The organism is Campylobacter sp. RM12637 (assembly GCF_020137645.1).
GTDB lineage: Bacteria > Campylobacterota > Campylobacteria > Campylobacterales > Campylobacteraceae > Campylobacter_E.
On record NZ_JACGAV010000004.1, the window covers coordinates 59,235 to 76,711 of the forward strand.

Annotated in this window: 14 protein-coding genes; all 14 read right to left on the reverse strand. The window is 28.4% G+C overall.

Annotated features, from left to right (window positions below):
* Positions 1-22: 22 nt before the first annotated feature.
* Positions 23-235: a hypothetical protein gene (locus AVBRAN12637_RS03220; protein WP_214116664.1), complete on the reverse strand. Its 213-nt coding sequence runs from the start codon at positions 233-235 to the stop codon at positions 23-25.
* Positions 225-1,247: a DHH family phosphoesterase gene (locus AVBRAN12637_RS03225; protein ID WP_214116662.1), complete on the reverse strand. Its 1,023-nt coding sequence runs from the start codon at positions 1,245-1,247 to the stop codon at positions 225-227. Before AVBRAN12637_RS03225 ends, AVBRAN12637_RS03220 begins: the two co-directional genes overlap by 11 nt.
* Before the next feature lie 11 nt (positions 1,248-1,258).
* Entirely contained in the window at positions 1,259-3,436 is a 2,178-nt protein-coding gene (flhA, locus tag AVBRAN12637_RS03230) for a flagellar biosynthesis protein FlhA (protein ID WP_214116660.1), read from the reverse strand.
* Positions 3,436-3,834, reverse strand: coding sequence for an Rrf2 family transcriptional regulator (locus AVBRAN12637_RS03235; protein ID WP_214116657.1), 399 nt, complete (start codon positions 3,832-3,834; stop codon positions 3,436-3,438). The genes flhA and AVBRAN12637_RS03235 overlap by 1 nt, the downstream gene beginning before the upstream one ends.
* Before the next feature lie 158 nt (positions 3,835-3,992).
* Entirely contained in the window at positions 3,993-7,157 is a 3,165-nt protein-coding gene (gene carB, locus AVBRAN12637_RS03240; RefSeq protein WP_239802737.1) for a carbamoyl-phosphate synthase large subunit, read from the reverse strand.
* A gap of 1 nt (position 7,158) precedes the next feature.
* On the reverse strand, positions 7,159-8,421 hold the full coding sequence (locus AVBRAN12637_RS03245) for a dihydroorotase (protein ID WP_239802738.1): 1,263 nt from the start codon (positions 8,419-8,421) through the stop codon (positions 7,159-7,161).
* 1 nt (position 8,422) lies between these two features.
* A complete protein-coding gene (locus tag AVBRAN12637_RS03250; protein WP_214120028.1) occupies positions 8,423-9,298 on the reverse strand; it encodes an aspartate carbamoyltransferase catalytic subunit in 876 nt (291 codons plus the stop codon).
* 177 nt (positions 9,299-9,475) lie between these two features.
* On the reverse strand, positions 9,476-11,554 hold the full coding sequence (locus AVBRAN12637_RS03255; protein WP_214149729.1) for an RNA degradosome polyphosphate kinase: 2,079 nt from the start codon (positions 11,552-11,554) through the stop codon (positions 9,476-9,478).
* A gap of 9 nt (positions 11,555-11,563) precedes the next feature.
* Entirely contained in the window at positions 11,564-12,568 is a 1,005-nt protein-coding gene (gene mnmA / locus AVBRAN12637_RS03260; RefSeq protein WP_214149728.1) for a tRNA 2-thiouridine(34) synthase MnmA, read from the reverse strand.
* Positions 12,565-13,746 (reverse strand): aminofutalosine deaminase family hydrolase, encoded by a 1,182-nt coding sequence (mqnF, locus tag AVBRAN12637_RS03265; RefSeq protein WP_336615308.1) that lies wholly within the window; start codon positions 13,744-13,746, stop codon positions 12,565-12,567. Before mqnF ends, mnmA begins: the two co-directional genes overlap by 4 nt.
* A 130-nt stretch (positions 13,747-13,876) precedes the next feature.
* A complete protein-coding gene (locus tag AVBRAN12637_RS03270; RefSeq protein ID WP_214116644.1) occupies positions 13,877-14,539 on the reverse strand; it encodes a Type 1 glutamine amidotransferase-like domain-containing protein in 663 nt (220 codons plus the stop codon).
* A gap of 12 nt (positions 14,540-14,551) precedes the next feature.
* Positions 14,552-15,838 carry a porin family protein gene (locus AVBRAN12637_RS03275; protein ID WP_336608476.1) on the reverse strand — a complete coding sequence of 429 codons (1,287 nt, stop codon included), beginning with the start codon at positions 15,836-15,838 and terminating at the stop codon, positions 14,552-14,554.
* Complete coding sequence (locus tag AVBRAN12637_RS03280) at positions 15,835-16,728, reverse strand: FecR family protein (protein ID WP_239802741.1); 894 nt, start codon at positions 16,726-16,728, stop codon at positions 15,835-15,837. The genes AVBRAN12637_RS03275 and AVBRAN12637_RS03280 overlap by 4 nt, the downstream gene beginning before the upstream one ends.
* A gap of 14 nt (positions 16,729-16,742) precedes the next feature.
* On the reverse strand, positions 16,743-17,309 hold the full coding sequence (locus AVBRAN12637_RS03285) for a FecR family protein (RefSeq protein ID WP_214116637.1): 567 nt from the start codon (positions 17,307-17,309) through the stop codon (positions 16,743-16,745).
* Between the last annotated feature and the right edge of the window lie 168 nt (positions 17,310-17,477).

The following is a 17,477-nucleotide window of genomic DNA, read 5'->3' on the forward strand; positions in this document are numbered from 1 at the left end:
TTAGACTAATTATATTTATATTTTAGTTAAAAAACTCAGGGTGTTTGTCTTTTAATAAAGCCATAGTTTCTAAAATAAGCTCAAAATCATCTTCACTCTTAGCTTCATCAATTAGCTCAAGATAAGTAAATGCAGCCTTTTCTAGGCAGTTTTTCTTAACTCCTGCATAATACAAAGCAGCTTTGTGCATTAAAGCAATCTCATACATTAAATCTTCAATTTCTTCATTTTTCATTAAATTTCTCCAAATAAGTTTTAGTTTGTTCGTAAATCTTAGAATATACACTACTATCTTTATAACTTGTAAATATCCCGCCACTAGCATTTGCGTGACCGCCACCATTAAAAGCCGTTTTTGCAAATAAGCTAACATCAATTTTATTATTAGCCCTAAGAGAGATTTTCTTGCCAGGATTAATTTCTAAAAAGAAATCATATTCAGGATTTTTTACTAAAAAATCATTCCCTATAACGCTAACATTTCCTATATCATAGACTAATAAGCCTTTTTTATCTTTATAATAAATCGTATAATCTTGCTTATTTTCGCTTAAAATCCTTACTAAATAATCGCTTATTAAATTACACAAAGTATCGTTTTTGTCATTTTTAAAAAACTCTTTTTTAATACTATGGGTTGCATCTTCTAAAGCAATATTTGGATTTTCAAGATGAAAATATTCTCTAGCTTTGTTTAATAAAAAGAACATATAAGCGTGATTTTGCTTAGCAAACATAGTTCTATTTATCTCCTTACTACTAGCAATTATTTGCATTAAGATTTTGCCTAATTCAAAATATTTGCTATCACTTAGCCAAATATCAATGCTATTTATAATATCTACCATTAGGCTTAGCTCTTTATTTTCTCCAAAAATTTTACTAAAAAAATCATAAGTAATCTTAGTAGCACACCTTGAACTATCTAAAAAATACCAAGGATATTTTTCCATACAAGCTTTGCCTGTTTGATGATGGTCAAGCAATAATAATTTTGCGTGATTTAGCCTTGCAACCCTAGAAGTAAATTCTTCGCAAACACTTTCAATAGGATTTACATCAGTTATTAAAATAAGAGCAAATTCATCAGGATTTGCTTCTACTTTTATCATAATTTCTTCAAATTTTTCTTCAATTTCTTTGCCATAATTAGAATTATAAAATTCACAATCCTTAAAATAATTAGCTACCACATATTGGCAACCATATCCATCTAAATCAGTGTGGCTTAGGTGATATATTTTCATTATTTTCCTTTCTAAATTGCTGCATCAACATTACCTATATTATCAAAATCAGCGTTATTTGCAATCTCGCTATAAGCAAGAACAACAACTTGTTTTAATCCAAATCTTTCACAAATCTCTTTTATCTTTCTTCTAAGACTAGGTTCTACTAATAATATAAAAGTATTTGAATGCATATTATAATGCTCTTTTACTTTATCGCTAATTGCTGTATATAAAGCGTGGGTTTGCTCTGTATTGATTGCTAGGGTTGTTGTGCCGTTCTTATTAGTTACTAGCATTTCCAATAAACGCCTATTCACTTGCATTGATAGTGCATAAAATTGTAGTTTGTTATTATCATCTAAATACATATTAGTAATTACTCTATTAAGACTAGCTCTTACATGATCTGTTATTGTATCAATATCTTGAGTATAAGGCACTAAATCAGATATTGTTTCTAATATACTTATCATATCTTTTATTGGAATTTGCTCTTTTAATAATTCTTTTAATACCTTTTGTATAAGACCTATTGAAGTGATTTTCAATACTTCTTCAACCAATACACTTTGAGTAAGCTTTAATCTATCTAATAAAGAATTTACTTCTTGCCTAGTTAAAAGTTCGGCTGCGTGTTCTTTAACCAACTCACTTAAATGTGTGCTAATTACTGCACCAGGATGAACTACTACATAACCACTCATTGTAGCCTTATTTTTTTCACTTGGGTCAATCCAAATAGCTTTTGAACCAAAAGCAGGTTCTATTACTTCTATTCCTTCTATTTCATCGGTTTCATCAAAACCATTATCAATTGCTAAAAATTTATCAGGATATATAATATTTTTTGCAATTGAAATTCCTTTAATTCTAAAATCATATTCATTAGGGTCTAATTGAATATTATCAATTATTCTAATATCTTGCATTAAAAAACCTAGATTTTTAGCTATTGTTTGACGCATTGTTGGAATTCTATCTATTAAATCACTTTCAGCAACTTTTACTAAAGAATATCCGATTTGTAATTCAAGCATTTCAAGATTTAAGCTTTCTTCATTTTTCTTTTTACGCTCTGCTGCAATTTCAGCTTCACTTTTTCTAGGTGGTGTTGTGCTTTGAGCTGGTGCTGCTCCACTTGTGTTTGGTTGTTGAGCTGCTCCTTTTTGCTTTGGTTTAGGACTTAATAAATCTTCATCTTTAGTCTTCATAAGTAAAAAGCCAAGCCCACCAAATACAAAAGCCATAAAACCTAGTGAAATAGTAGGAAGACCAGGGACTAAAGCAAATACGAACAAAATAAACCCAACTATAAATAAAGTTTTATAATCTCCAAATAATTGCTCTAAAGATTTTTCAGCAAATGGTTTTTCTTCTTTGCTTGCACGAGTAATAATTATAGCTGTTGCTGTTGAAGTGATTAATCCTGGGATTTGAGATACAAGTCCATCTCCTATAGTTAAAATAGTATAACTAGAAGCAGCAGCATTTAATTCTAAATCGTGCTGAAACATACCTATTAAAAGTCCGCCAACTATATTAATAATAGTAATGATTATACCTGCAACTGCATCACCTTTAATAAATTTAGAAGAACCATCCATAGCTCCATAAAAGTTCGCTTCGCCTATTATTTCTTGACGCCTTTCTCTAGCTTGTTCTTCTGTAATAAGCCCTGCATTTAAATCAGCATCAATTGCCATTTGTTTTCCTGGCATTGCATCTAGCGTAAATCTAGCTTGAACTTCACTAACACGAGTTGAACCCTTTGTAACAACCATAAAATTAATTAATACTAAGATACAAAATACAACAACCCCTATTACATAATTTCCGCCTACAACAAATTCTCCAAAACTAGCAATTATATCACTAACCGCAGCAGGACCTTCATGCCCTTTGCTTAAAATCATTCTAGTGGTTGCGATATTAAGGCTTAGTCTAAAAAGAGTAATTATTAAAATTAATGTTGGAAAAGTAGTCAAATCAGTCGGTTTTGGAATATACATAGCTATTAAAATCATCAAAACCGATATAGCAATACTAAGTGCTAAGCAAAAATCAAGTATTCCAGATGGTAAAGGAACGATAATAATTGCTAAAATAGCAACTATTAAACCTACCATAGAAAGACTTTTAAATTTTACAAGTGGCTCTAAATAAGGAGCTACTAGGCTTAGCATAGTATTTTTTTGTTTTGCCATTATTTTAAAATCTGCTCTAAGGTAATATCAGTTAAAAAAGAATTTATTTTATCTTGTAAGTTGGTAATTATAGGATATATTTTACAAGTATCGTGCCTATTGCTAGGACACTTATCATCTCCTGTGCATTCAAAAACTAAAGGCTCTTTTTTTTCAGCAGATATTATGACATCTTTTATATTTATTAAATTTGGTTCTTTTGCCAGAATAAAACCACCATTAATACCTTTATAAGATTTTAAAATATGCGCTCTTGCTAAATTTTGTAATATTTTTGCTAAAAAGCTTCTTGGTATATTTAATTCACTTGCTAAAGTATCTACATCTATTGGACTTTTATGTTTTGCAATGTAAATTAAACTAATTAAAGCATATTCACTAGCTCTTGTAAATAACATTGTTTTCCTTAAAATATTTTTATTTAAATCTTAACTTTTTTTATTTAATACATAGACTAAGCAATAATCATTCTTGATTAGGAGTTTAAAAAATATTTATTTTATACTAAAATTAAAAAGGAATTTAAACTCAAAAAATGAGTTTAAATTCTTAAAAATTATAAAGAATACACGCTTAATGATATTTCTTCTAAAGCCTTTAAATAAGCTTTTGCAATATCAAGATTTGTAAAGCTTGCAACCTTACTCTCACTTGCTGCGCGTCTTATTTTAAATCCATCACTAAGGCTATTTTTTGCATCTCTTGGGGTATTAATTACTAATGTAATTTCTCCATTAACAATTTTTGAAATTATGTCATCTTCATCGCCTAATTTATTAACACTAATTGCATTAATTCCGTGATTATTAAAATAAATTGCTGTATTTTTAGTAGCTAAGATTTTATAACCTAAGTTCATAAATCCACGAGCAAGCTCAAGTGAATCAGCCTTATTTTTATCATCAATACTAAATAATACTCCGCCAAATTCTTCTATCCTAACGCCACTTGCAACAAGACCTTTATAAAGTGCTTTATTAGCACTTGTGCTAGTTCCCATAACTTCTCCAGTGCTTTTCATCTCAGGCCCTAAAACTGTATCAACTAAAGATAATTTTGAGAAGCTAAATACAGGAACTTTTACATAATACATTCCTTGTATTTCTTCAAATTCTTTAGTAATTCCTTGCTCTTTTAAGCTTATTCCTAAAGCAGCTTTTAAAGCTATATTTGCTAGGTTTTTATTAATTACTTTACTTAAAAACGGCAATGTTCTTGAAGCTCTTGGATTTACTTCTAATACATAAAGTTTATTTTCAAAATATACAAATTGTATATTTAAAAGTCCTTTAATTTTTAAAGCAAGTGCAAGTTTTTTAGTGTAATTAATAATTTCTTCTTTTACCTCATCACTTATACTAACACTTGGAGTTATTGCTGTGCTATCTCCACTATGCACACCTGCTCTTTCAATATGCTCTAAAATACTTGGTATATAAACATTTTCTCCATCACAAATAGCGTCTACTTCAAGCTCTTTTCCGCATAAATATTTATCAATTAATATAGGTTTATCAAGGCTTACTTCTGTTGCTTCTTGCATATATTTTTTAAGTTCTTCATCATTAAATACAACTTGCATAGCTCTACCACCTAAAACAAACGATGGACGAACTAATACAGGATAGCCTATTAAATTAGCATTTTTGATAGCTTCATCAACACTAATTGCGGTAATTCCTTTAGGTTGATTTAAGCCTAAATCACTCATTAATTTTTCAAATAATTTTCTATCTTCAGCAGTATTTATACTATCTAAACTTGTGCCTAAAATCTTAACTCCATTTGCTTCTAAAAACTCAGCTAAATTAATAGCAGTTTGACCACCAAAACTAACAATTACCCCTAAAGGTTTTTCAATATTAATAATTTCTAAAACTTCTTCATTGCTTAAAGGCTCAAAATAAAGCTTATTAGCTACGCTATAATCAGTTGATAATGTTTCAGGATTGTTATTAATTATTATTGCTTCATAGCCCATTTCTTTAATAGCCCAAATAGCATGCACGCTAGAATAATCAAACTCAATTCCTTGACCAATTCTAATAGGGCCACTTCCTAAAACTATGATTTTTTGCTTATTGCTAATTTCATTTGTGTCTTTAAATTCTTTATTATAAGTTGAATAAAAACTTGGAATTAGATTTTTATAATCCATCGGCTGAACGCATTTATAAATAGGTCTTATATTGTTTTTAGCTCTTAATTCATACACTTCTTTTTGCTTGCATTCCCAACGATGTGCGATAATTTTATCAGCTAGTCCTATTTGCTTAGCTTTTGTAAGTGCTTGAATATCAAATTTTTTCTCTTTTAATTCGTGTTCTGTGTCAATGATTTGCTTAAATGTATCTATAAATAATCTTTGCATTTTAGTAAGATTCATAATCTCATCAACACTAATTCCACGCCTTAAAGCTTCTCCTATGAAAAATATTCTTTCATCTCCAGCTTTAATTAAACGCTTTTTGATTTTTTCATCTGTGTATGTTTCGCCGTTTTTAAGACCTAGATGACAAATTCCATATTCAAGTGATTTAATAGCTTTTAAAATACTTTCAGCTAGGCTAGTTCCTAAGCCCATTACTTCACCCGTTGCTTTCATTTGAGTGCCTAGATAACGATTAGCATCTTTAAACTTATCAAATGCAAATCTAGGAGCTTTAGTAACTATATAATCAAGATTTGGTTTATACTCAAGATAGCTTAAACCACTTGCTTCGTTTTTAATCTCATCTAAAGTTTTGCCTATTGCGATTTTTGCTGCGATTTTTGCTATAGGAAATGAAGTTGCTTTACTAGCTAAAGCACTTGAGCGTGAAACTCTAGGATTTACTTCAATAATAAAATATTCTTTTGTAATTGGGTTTAAAGCTATTTGAACATTACAACCACCTTCAATTTTTAATGCTCTTATTAATTTAATAGCAACATCTATCATTTGTTGTTTGATTTTTGGCTCAAGTGTTTGAGTTGGTGCAACAACCAATGAATCACCTGTATGAATTCCAACAGGGTCAATATTTTCCATATCGCAAATTAATATAGCATTATCAGCTCTATCTCTTATAACTTCATATTCAAGTTCTATAAATCCTGCTATTGATTTTTCAATTAAACATTGTCTAGTAGGAGAATAAATTAAGCCTTCGCTAGCTATTTTTTTAAGTTCAGCTTCATTTTCACAAATTCCGCCGCCAGTTCCACCCATAGTAAATGCTGGACGAACAACAACAGGATAACCACATTCATTAGCAAAAGAAATTGCACTCTTTGTATTATTTACAATAACACTTGGTGGAACAGGTTCATTTAATTCATTCATTAATGCTCTAAATAATTCTCTATCTTCAGCCTTATTAATAGTATCTAAGCTAGAACCTAATACTTTTATATTATATTCTTTTAAAATCCCTACTTTATCTAATTCTATTGCCATATTTAAAGCAACTTGTCCGCCTAAGGTAGCCAAGATTGCATCAGGGCGAGTTTTTTTAATAACCTTTGTTACAAATTCTAAAGTAATTGGCTCTATATAAATCTCATCAGCAATATTTTTATCAGTCATAATAGTAGCTGGGTTTGAATTGATTAATATTACATATTTACCTTCTTCTTTAAGCGATAAACAAGCTTGAGTTCCTGCATAATCAAACTCTGCTGCTTGACCAATTATAATAGGACCACTTCCTATAACTAAAATTTTATTTACATCTTGCATTTTATTCTCCTTTAAAAATAATTTTTCCATCACAAATTGTAAGCTCTACTTTTGAGCTTAATACACTTCCTAAATAAGGCGTATTCTTGCCTAAACTAACGATTTCATCTTCTTTTAATTCCCAAGTTTTATCTAAATCAATTACTACAATATCAGCTATCGAACCAACTTTAAGCTCCCCTGCATTTTCTAAATTAAATCTTTTTTTAGGATTAGTGCTAAAAGCGTTTAGAATTGTTTCAAGTTTTACTAAATTAGTTTTTACTAATTTTGTATAAAGCAATGAAAACGCAAACTCACTTCCTATAATTCCAAAATAAGCCTTATTAAATCCACCTTGCTTTTCGTCTTTTGAATGTGGTGCATGGTCTGTTGCTATTACTTCAATTATGCCTTCATTTAAAGCATTTATTAAATAATCTCTATCAGCTTTGCTTCTTAAAGGCGGATTCATCTTCCACATTCCATTATCTTCTTTAATATCTTCATCACAAGAAATTAAATGATGTGGAGTTACTTCACAACTTATATTTACTCCAAGTTTTTTGCCAAACTCAACCATCGCAACACTTTCTTTAGCACTTATATGGCATACATGATAATTTGAATTGCATTCTTTACAAAGTAGCATATCTCTTGCAACTTGCACGCTCTCGCTTGAACTTGAAATTCCTTTAATTCCTAATTTTTTAGACTGAACTCCATCGTGCATATGACCGCCTTCAACTAGGTCTAAATCTTCGCAATGTGCAATTACATATTTATTTAATTTCGCACATTCTTTCATTGCATCTTTCATAATTTTTGCATTTGCAACACCTCTTCCATCATCGCTAAACGCAAAAACAAAAGGAGCTAATTGGCTAAAATTAACTAAGCTTTGACCTTTTTCTTCCATAGTAATAGCTCCATAAGGAAGAACTTTCATACAAGAATCTTTTTGAATTAAATCTAATTCAAGTTTTAAATTCTCTAAAGTATCAGGCACAGGTTTTAGATTTGGCATAGCACAAGCTGTAGTAATTCCACCTTTTGCATTCGCCATTGAACCTGTTTTTATGCTCTCTTTGTGTGAATATCCTGGCTCACGTAGGTGCTGATGAATATCAACAAAACCCGCACTAACAAGCTTACCTTTAACATCAATTATTTCTCCACTATAATCAATATTAGGAGCTATTTTTACTATTTTTTTACCTTCAATTAAAATATCAGTTTTAACAAATTTATTATCTATAAATGCATTACAATTTTTAAGAAGCATTTTAAATCCTTTCATACACATAATCAAGTATTGCCATTCTAGCAAATACACCATTACTCATTTGGGTAAAAATCTTTGATTTTTCACATTCAACCAAACAACTATCAATCTCTACTCCACGATTAATTGGGGCTGGGTGCATTATGATTGCATCATTTTTTAATCTTTTATAATTATTAGTTGTAAGTGCGAAAGATTTTCTATATTTTTCTAAATCTAATTCGTTTTTATCGTGTCTTTCGTGTTGAATGCGTAAAAGCATACAAACATCAACCTCATCTATAATTTCATCTAATTTATAGTATTCATTATAAGAATTATCTTGATAAATAGGAGGTGCAGCTAAAAATACTTTAGCTCCAAGTCTTTCAAGCGCATCTTTATTTGATTTTGCTACACGAGAATTTTTTATATCTCCAACTATTGCTATTTTTAAACCATTAAAAGTATTAAAATGCTCATAAATCGTTACTAAATCAAGCAAACATTGAGATGGGTGTGCTCCACTTCCATCACCTGCATTAACCACTTTAGCATTCAGTCCTACTAAATCATCAAAATAATTATTTTGTTTATGTCTAATTACTAAAACGCTAGTTCCAAGACTTTCAAAAGTCTTACAAGTATCATATAAACTCTCGCCTTTATTTACACTTGAACTACTAGCAGAAAAATTAAGCACTCTAAAGCCAAGCTTAAGCTCAGCAACTTCAAAACTTGTCCTTGTTCTTGTAGAATCTTCAAAAAATAAATTAGCTATGATTTGATTTTCATAATTTTTAAAAAAGCCATCGTGTTGTTTGTAATACAAAGCTTTTTTTATAAGCGTATAAAAATCATCATTGCTAAGATTTTTAGTTGTTAAATAATCACGCATTGTCCTTCTCCCACGAGAGTAAGGCCTAACCGCCATTAGAAAACAATTTTAAATAAAGGGGATTGTATAAGTGAAGTTCAAAAAAATCTGTCAATAATAATATTTTAAACTTAAAATAAAATTAATTTTTATAAATTTTAGTAAAATATATTTTAGGAATTTAAATTCCTAAAATATTTAATTCTCTCTAAAGAATTTTTGTGCCATTTGGTTTGCTTTTGCTTTATCACGACCTTTTTTAAAGCTTTTATAAATTCCACTTACATAGTTTTCAAAAGTTTCTTGAGAATCAAGAGCCTTTTCATCTTTTTCTATCTTGGTATAAATTCCATTCTCATCAAGCGTGTAAGCTAATTGATTATCACTTAATTGAAGTCTTAAAATCTCTGCTAATTTAGCGTGCAAACTCTCATTTAATATAGGCGTCATTAGTTCAAGCCTACGCTCAAGATTTCTTGGCATCATATCAGCACTGCTTATATAATATTGTGGAGTTGCATGTTTAAAATAAAAAATCCTAGCGTGTTCAAGATATTTTCCAACTATACTTCTTACTCTTATATTTTCGCTAAAGCCTTTAAGATTTGGTTTAAGACAACAAATCCCACGAACTATTAAATCAATGCTTACACCTTTGTTTGACGCTTCATAAAGTGCTTTTATAATGTCTTCATCAACAAGCGAGTTCATCTTCATTATAATTTCACCCTTTTTACCTGCTAGGCTTTCAGTTTTTATCATTTTTAAAATCTGCTCTTTTATCTGAAACGGGCTCATTGATAGAGTTTTTAAGCGTTTATTTTTGCAATAGCCTGTAAGTATGTTAAAAAACGCTGTAATATCAGTATTTGCTATATCAAAATTAGATGTAAAAAAGCTAATATCAGTATATACTTTAGCAGTAGCGGCGTTATAATTACCCGTGCCTAAATGTGCGTAAAATTTAAGCGTGCCATCGTCTAATTGGCGAATTACTTGAGTAATTTTTGCATGCACTTTAAACCCTGCTATTCCATATACTACATGAGCTCCTGCGTTTTCTAATTCTTTTGCCCAATAAAGGTTATTTTCTTCATCAAAACGAGCCTTTAATTCAACCATAACCGTAACTTGCTTTCCATCATTAGCGGCGTCCATTAAAGCCTTAATAATTTGCGAGTTTTTTTCTAAGCGATATAGGGTCATTCTAATTGATATTACTTTTGAATCCTTACTAGCTTCTTTGATAAAACTTGCAACTGGGTCAAAACTCTCATAAGGCTGATAACATAAAATATCTTGCTTATCAATTACTTCAAATACACTTACATTCTCATCAAATGGTGGCAAAATCTTAGGCACATAAGAAGCATTACATAAATGACTTAATTGCTTATTATTTACGATTTGTAGCATTGATGATAGGGCTAATGGGGTTTTGTATTCGTAAATATCTTTATTAAATACTTTTAAATGTATGCTTAAAAAGTTTTTAATCTCTTCGCTAGCACCGCTTTCAATTTGAATTCTAACATAAGCACCTTTTCTTCTAAGTTTTAAGCCTTGCTCAAGTAGCATCATAAAATCATCTGCTTCTTCTTCCTCAATTATAATATCAGCATTTCTAGTTACTCTAAAAGCTGCACTTTCTACCATAGTAAAACCTGGGAAAATATCTTCTAAATGCTCTTTAACCACGCTTTCAATAGGAACGAAAAGCCCCCTATCAGCTTCAAAAAATCTAGGCAATACTCTAGGAATTCTAACCATAGCGAATTTATCGTGCTTTTCATCTTCGCTTTTTAACTTAACAGCTAGTGAGAAAGATAGATTATTAAGTGGTGGAAATGGGTGCGTTGAATCTACTGCAATAGGAACAATTACTGGCATTATGGTGCTAAAGAAATATTCTTTAGCTTTGCCTTTTTGATTTCTTGTTAAATCATTATAAGTTTTAAGCTCCACACCCACTTTTGCTAATTCGCTCATTATAGAAAAATAATTTTGTTCTAAAGTGTCTTTTTCTGCGTGTAAATATTCACGAATAGCGTTTAATTGCTCTAATGGTGGTAGTTCATTTTGTGGCACTACTCCTGCTGCAAAAAGTTGCTTAAGTCCAGCAACTCTAATCATATAAAACTCATCTAAATTCGTGCAATATATACTAATAAATCTTAATTTTTCTAATAAAGGTATTTTTTTATTGCACTGATCAAGCACCCTTGAATTAAACTTAAGCCACGATAATTCTCTATTAAAAACCAATTCCTTCTTCATTAATTATCCTTAATTTATAAAACCACTTGCTACTACTAAATCACCTTGATAAAATACTGCTAATTGTCCTTTTGCTAAAGCATATACGCTTTCTTCTAATAAAACCTTTTTTTCATTTTTTAGCAATTTACAAGGCACTTCTTTAGTGTTATATCTGATTTTTACCTTACAATCAATCTCATCAAAATCACAAAAAGCATTTACATTTTTTAATTGAAATTCTTTTACAAATAATTCTTCTTTTGAACCTACTATTATTACATTTTCTTTCGCATCAATTTCTAATACATAATGTGGAGTTAATGCACCTTTTACACTAAAACCACGCCTTTTACCGATAGTATAGTGCATATAGCCTTCGTGCTCTCCTACAACTTCGCCCTTAGTATTTTTTACTAAGCCTTTTTGATTAACTTTTACATAATCTTTTAAAATATCGGTGTAATTTGTGGTTACAAAACATATTTCAGAGCTTTCTTTTTGTTCGCTGATTGATTTTAACATAGGGATTTTTAGTGCTTGTTCTTTTATGTCTTTTTTAAATTTATCCCCTAGTGGAAAAAGCACATCATTTAAGCTTTCTTTATTTACATTTGCTAGAAAATATGTTTGGTCTTTGCTTAAATCTACGGCTTTTTTAAGCATATTGTTTTCTATTTGAGCGTAATGTCCTGTCGCTAACTTTGCATTTTTGCTTTTAGCATAGTCTAACAATGCTCCTAGTTTTATTTTTTGATTGCATAAAGCACAAGGATTTGGAGTAAGTCCATCTTCATAAGTCTTAATAAATGGATTAAAAACTGCTTTGCTAAATTCATCAGTAAAATCAATAATATCATAAGAAATTCCTAAAAAATCAGCCACTCTTTGTCCATTTTCTATATTTTTTTCGTGATAGTTTAAACGATTGTGTAATTTCATATAAACACCACTTACATTAAAACCTTTTTCTTTAAGCATAAGAGCTGTATAAGAGCTATCAACCCCACCACTCATTGCTAAAACTACATTCATATAATTTCCTTTCCATCTAAATACATATTTTTTATTTTATTCGTTCTTAAAATTATTTGAGCTAATACATTATCCTTATCATAGCCAAAATCATCTAGTAAGATAAAATCTGCCTTAGCACCATTACTTAAAGGCTTTAAGCCATTTAAAAATAAATGAGAATTATCAAAACAAGCCGCCTTATAAATTATGTAAGCTAATTCGTTTAATTCAAATTCATTATGAGTAAATATAAAAGCTCTTAGCTCATCAAACATATTTAAACTATTATTTGAGCTAAGCCCATCTGTGCCTATGCTAAGATTTAAATCATTTGCTAAAAGATTTTTAAGCCTAATTGCACGAGAGCCTAAAAATCTATTTGATTTAGGACAAGTCGTAATTATATGATGAGATTTAAAAATACTAAAATCATCAACATAATTACAATGAGTAAAAATAGCTCTTAAATCATCAAATCCACTTAAAAAATCCTTAGTAATTAAACTAGGATTAAATCTAGCTAAATAATTGCTTAAAGCGTTACTTTTGCCTTGCAAATACTCCTTTTCATAAGCACTTTCTAAAAAATGTGTGCTGATTAATAAATCATTTTTCTTAGCAAAATTAAGTGCGTATTCATAAGTCTTATCACAAATTGAATAAGGACTATGCAATGATATATGATTATTAAGGTTTGAAAATCTTGAAAATCTCTCTTCAAAACTCTTAATATTATTTTTTAAAGTTTCATCATTAGCACCTAAAATCTCGTGAAAAATAATGCTTTTTATCTTGCTATTTGATAGAATTTCTAGGTTTGCTCCAAAACTTGAAATTTCGCCTAGATACCCTACCCCGCTTTGCATTAGAATTTCAATTTGTCTATTAATCTCTTTACTTAATAAATCCTTATTTATTACTTCACGATTTTTGATAATGCTCTCAAGCCATTTTGCAAAATCTCCATAATAAAGCTTAGATAGACAAAACTCCAAATGTGAATGCAAATTGCACAATACAGGGCTTAAAATATATTCGCTTTTATCAATTATTTGAGCGTTTTTGTATTCACTTAAAGTCTTATTAAAATCACATATTTTAATAATCTCTTCATCAAATACTAAAGCTTTATTAGTTTGTAAAAATTCATCTTGGCTAAAGTCTAAAATAGCCTTAGTTTTCATAATTTTAATCATTTTTTTCCTTTATGAAATATTACGAAACTTTTTTTAATAAATGTTGTTAAAAATATCAAATCGGATAATAAAAATCCTTTTTAGATAAAATTTAATCCATAATTTAAATTCTTTTGATTAAAAATATGTATTAAAGCTTAATAAAATCACCAATTTTAAAGTATTGCTCATAATATTCAGATAATTTTAAAACCCCTTCATTACCCATTACTAAGGCACTATCATTATGAATTTTAAGGGCAGAACCATATGGCAGAGCAAAAACAGAAGAATTTTGATTTAGCTTAAAATATTCATAAAGCTTCATTGAATATTCCCTATCTTGAGGGATATATTCAGTGATTATTTGGTATTTTAAAATACCTAAAGCTTGCAAATTACTAGGATACAATATAGGTAAATCATTACAAGTTTTAATATCTTCTGATAATACACTAGCCCCAGCACCCCAACCAGCATAGGTTATAGAATTTTCTATTTTATCTTTTAAAATATCTAATAAATTTAGCTTTTGCAATCTATGTAAAAGAACAAATAAATTACCGCCACTTACTAATATCCCATCGCTATCGTTTAATATATTAATAGGGTCATTGTGTATAGAAACTATTTTTGAGTTTATTTTATTTTTAAGAGTTTTTTCGTATTCATCAAATCCATCAATTACTTGAGCATAAGGAACTAGAGCTATTTGTTTAGTTTTAGCAAAAAAATCATTTAATATACTAGCACACCAATCAAAAGAATCTAAGTTTTTATATCTATCACTACTTAATAATAAAATATTTCTCATACTATTTTCCTTTTAAAACTCATATCTATAATTAATCATACTTGTATAATTTAAACTATCATAAAAATTATGATTTGAATTTTGCTTATCATAAATCAAAGCGAAACTCAAAGATTGATTATAATCTAATTTATAATCAAAAATACTAGAAATAACTATTTCATTATCTTTTCTTTTTGAATAATAAGATGAATCAACCTTTTTGTAAATTGTATGATTATAACCAAAACTTGGCTTAAAACTAACTTTATTTAATATAGGAATAATAGCCCCGATTTTTATACCATAATTTTTAAAATCAGAATTAGCACTAAAACTATCTTTTGCATTTTCTAAATCATAATTTAAATTAAAATAATAAATATTATCATTATATGCAAAAACATTATTAAGACCTAAAGAATGATGAATAAAATTAGAATCTTTATCCATACTATCAGCAAATATTCCTTTAGATAAATCATAAGAAATTAAATATAAATAATTATCATTTACATTATTTTCATAATTAATACCCATATTTAAACTATGCAAAAACGCAGCTCTTCTAAGTAATACAAAATCATAACTAGCATTTAGAGTAATTTTGTGATTATCCCTTACATAGCTTGGATTAATTGCTAATGTTAATACATTTAAATCAGGATAATTTTCGCTTTTATTTTTTAAATATTTTTTATTATTTAAACTCGCATAAAGCTCTGCAAAATAATTATTTCCTAAATCTAAATTATAAGCACCATCTATATTAAAATTAAAACTTAAAGAACCACTTGCTTTTTCATTTTTAAAATTTCTAATCTTCTCACCAACAAAATCAGTGAAATTATCATTGCCATAAAGCGGGTTTGTATCATAAGCAAAACCCAAATTAAGCCCTATAAAATAAGGCTTAGCAACTTCTTTTGTCAAATTATCTAAATTATTTAGCATATTATTAATTCTAACTTTTTGAGTAGAACTTAAATCCAAATTATTTAGCATATAATTTAATTCATCTCTCATAAGCTCTGGATTATTATTTTCATAATATAAATTAGCTATTGAAAATCTAGCTTCAATATTGTTTTCATTAATAATTAAAACCCTATCGTAAGCTGCAATTGCTTCTTTTGTATCTTTTAATTTTTCAGCACTTTTTGCCAAAATTAGGTTAAGTTTTTCGTCACTACAATCAATCTCACATTGAGCTTTAGCTAATTCTAAAGCTTTTTTATAATTTTTCTTATTAAACTCATCTATATAATTAGCAAAAGCAAGAGAGCTTATTAAAAATGATAAAATAATCTTTTTTATCATTTTTGAACTCCGTAAGTAGAATTTCTTTGCCTATTGTTTTGATAGTCTTTACCATTTAAATATCCCTTATTTGCATAATTTATTTTATTTTGTATGCAATAAGTATTGCCATTACATATTTTAATAATATCTTTAGATATTGAATTGGTATCTAAATCCCTTATTCTTTCATTATTGTATTTATAATTATTTTTATAATCTTGATAATTTTTATTTTGATAATATTCTTGTTTTGCTTTTATCATTTCTTCTTTAGAATTTAAAAACTCATTAAAACTTTCGCTATTTTTATAAGATTGTTTAGTATTTACTTGACTTTCTTTACCTGTATTAATAGTTTCAAATTCCTTAGGCACTATCTTTTCAATCTTAATAACCTTATCATTATCAAATCTTAATTGATTTCCTGCTTGAACTAAAGAAGTTTTATTTCCTACTTTAACATCTATTGCACCTTCTAAACAACCTACTTTATCAACCTTTCCAAGACTTCCAACAAACACGGTTCCTCTAATTCCAATCGTCGCTGTTTTTGCTTGAAATTCAAAATTCTTTCTAGCTATTTTTGAAATATTTCCTGATATTACTTTAAAATGTCCGTTATTTACTTCAAGACTTACTTTTGATTTTTTACCATCAATTACATAATCTTTAATATTTAAAGTTGTATTTTTACCTAGCGTAACTATTGTATTATCTATGAATTTAATTTGTAATTTTGCATTATTTTTTGTGATTATTTTGTCATTTTCTTCTAAAATATCATTTGTTTTTGCAATTCTTTCTTTGTTGTCACTTAAAATTACAACATCTCCTCTTAATGTAACTATTTTTCCAATATTTGCGAAAAGTGAGCTTGCTAAAAACACAATTAAAGCTATTTTGTTCATATTTTCTCCTATTTTTATAATTTGATTACATTAAAACTACTTGGTTTTAATTTTTCTAATTTGATAATTCCTAAATTTTTATAGTGTAATCTCTCTCCTTTTTTTAAATTATATTTTTTACCGCCTACTCCAACTTCAATTTCTCCTGAAATACAATTAACAAAACCATTATTAACATCTCCACTAAATCTAGTTCCACGAATGCCAATGGTCGCTGTATTTGCTTGGAAAGTAAAGTTTTGTCTAGCTAGCTTAGAAATCTCTCCACTTACTAAATCGTAGCTTCCTTTTTTAGCTTTCAAGTTCACTTTAGAATTTGCTCCATTAATTAAATATTTATTGATTTGTAAAGTTGAGTTTTTACCTAAAGTAAGAGTAGTATTATCTATAAATTTTATTTGAACTTTTGCATTATTTTTAGTAAGAATAATATCGTTTTCTAATAGCTCATAATTTTTATGATTTACATTAATTGTTGATTGATTTCTTAAAACCTCAACATCTCCTACATAATTTACAATACTTCCAACATTAGCAACTAATGAAATTGAAAAAAACACCAATAAAAGCAAAATACGCATAATAAGTCCTTTTTTAAGATTTAATCAGTGATTTTATGATATTAACTTTAATTATAAATTAAAAATATATTAAATAAAAAATATAATCAAAAGTAAATTTTATTTATAAAATAATAAATTTATAAATAATTCATCACAATAATTTTTATCTTATTGTGATGAAAGAAG

What these genes read in the sequence shown, in the direction of transcription:
- AVBRAN12637_RS03245 (WP_239802738.1), bottom strand. Translation starts at nt 8,421, where the DNA reads ATGCTTCTTAAAAATTGTAATGCATTTATAGATAATAAATTTGTTAAA.
- mqnF (WP_336615308.1), bottom strand. Translation starts at nt 13,746, where the DNA reads ATGATTAAAATTATGAAAACTAAGGCTATTTTAGACTTTAGCCAAGAT.
- AVBRAN12637_RS03285 (WP_214116637.1), bottom strand. Translation starts at nt 17,309, where the DNA reads ATGCGTATTTTGCTTTTATTGGTGTTTTTTTCAATTTCATTAGTTGCT.
- mnmA (WP_214149728.1), bottom strand. Translation starts at nt 12,568, where the DNA reads ATGAATGTAGTTTTAGCAATGAGTGGTGGGGTTGATAGCTCTTATACA.
- AVBRAN12637_RS03255 (WP_214149729.1), bottom strand. Translation starts at nt 11,554, where the DNA reads ATGAAGAAGGAATTGGTTTTTAATAGAGAATTATCGTGGCTTAAGTTT.
- AVBRAN12637_RS03220 (WP_214116664.1), bottom strand. Translation starts at nt 235, where the DNA reads ATGAAAAATGAAGAAATTGAAGATTTAATGTATGAGATTGCTTTAATG.
- carB (WP_239802737.1), bottom strand. Translation starts at nt 7,157, where the DNA reads ATGCAAGATGTAAATAAAATTTTAGTTATAGGAAGTGGTCCTATTATA.
- AVBRAN12637_RS03225 (WP_214116662.1), bottom strand. Translation starts at nt 1,247, where the DNA reads ATGAAAATATATCACCTAAGCCACACTGATTTAGATGGATATGGTTGC.
- AVBRAN12637_RS03235 (WP_214116657.1), bottom strand. Translation starts at nt 3,834, where the DNA reads ATGTTATTTACAAGAGCTAGTGAATATGCTTTAATTAGTTTAATTTAC.
- AVBRAN12637_RS03275 (WP_336608476.1), bottom strand. Translation starts at nt 15,838, where the DNA reads ATGATAAAAAAGATTATTTTATCATTTTTAATAAGCTCTCTTGCTTTT.
- AVBRAN12637_RS03250 (WP_214120028.1), bottom strand. Translation starts at nt 9,298, where the DNA reads ATGCGTGATTATTTAACAACTAAAAATCTTAGCAATGATGATTTTTAT.
- AVBRAN12637_RS03280 (WP_239802741.1), bottom strand. Translation starts at nt 16,728, where the DNA reads ATGAACAAAATAGCTTTAATTGTGTTTTTAGCAAGCTCACTTTTCGCA.
- AVBRAN12637_RS03270 (WP_214116644.1), bottom strand. Translation starts at nt 14,539, where the DNA reads ATGAGAAATATTTTATTATTAAGTAGTGATAGATATAAAAACTTAGAT.
- flhA (WP_214116660.1), bottom strand. Translation starts at nt 3,436, where the DNA reads ATGGCAAAACAAAAAAATACTATGCTAAGCCTAGTAGCTCCTTATTTA.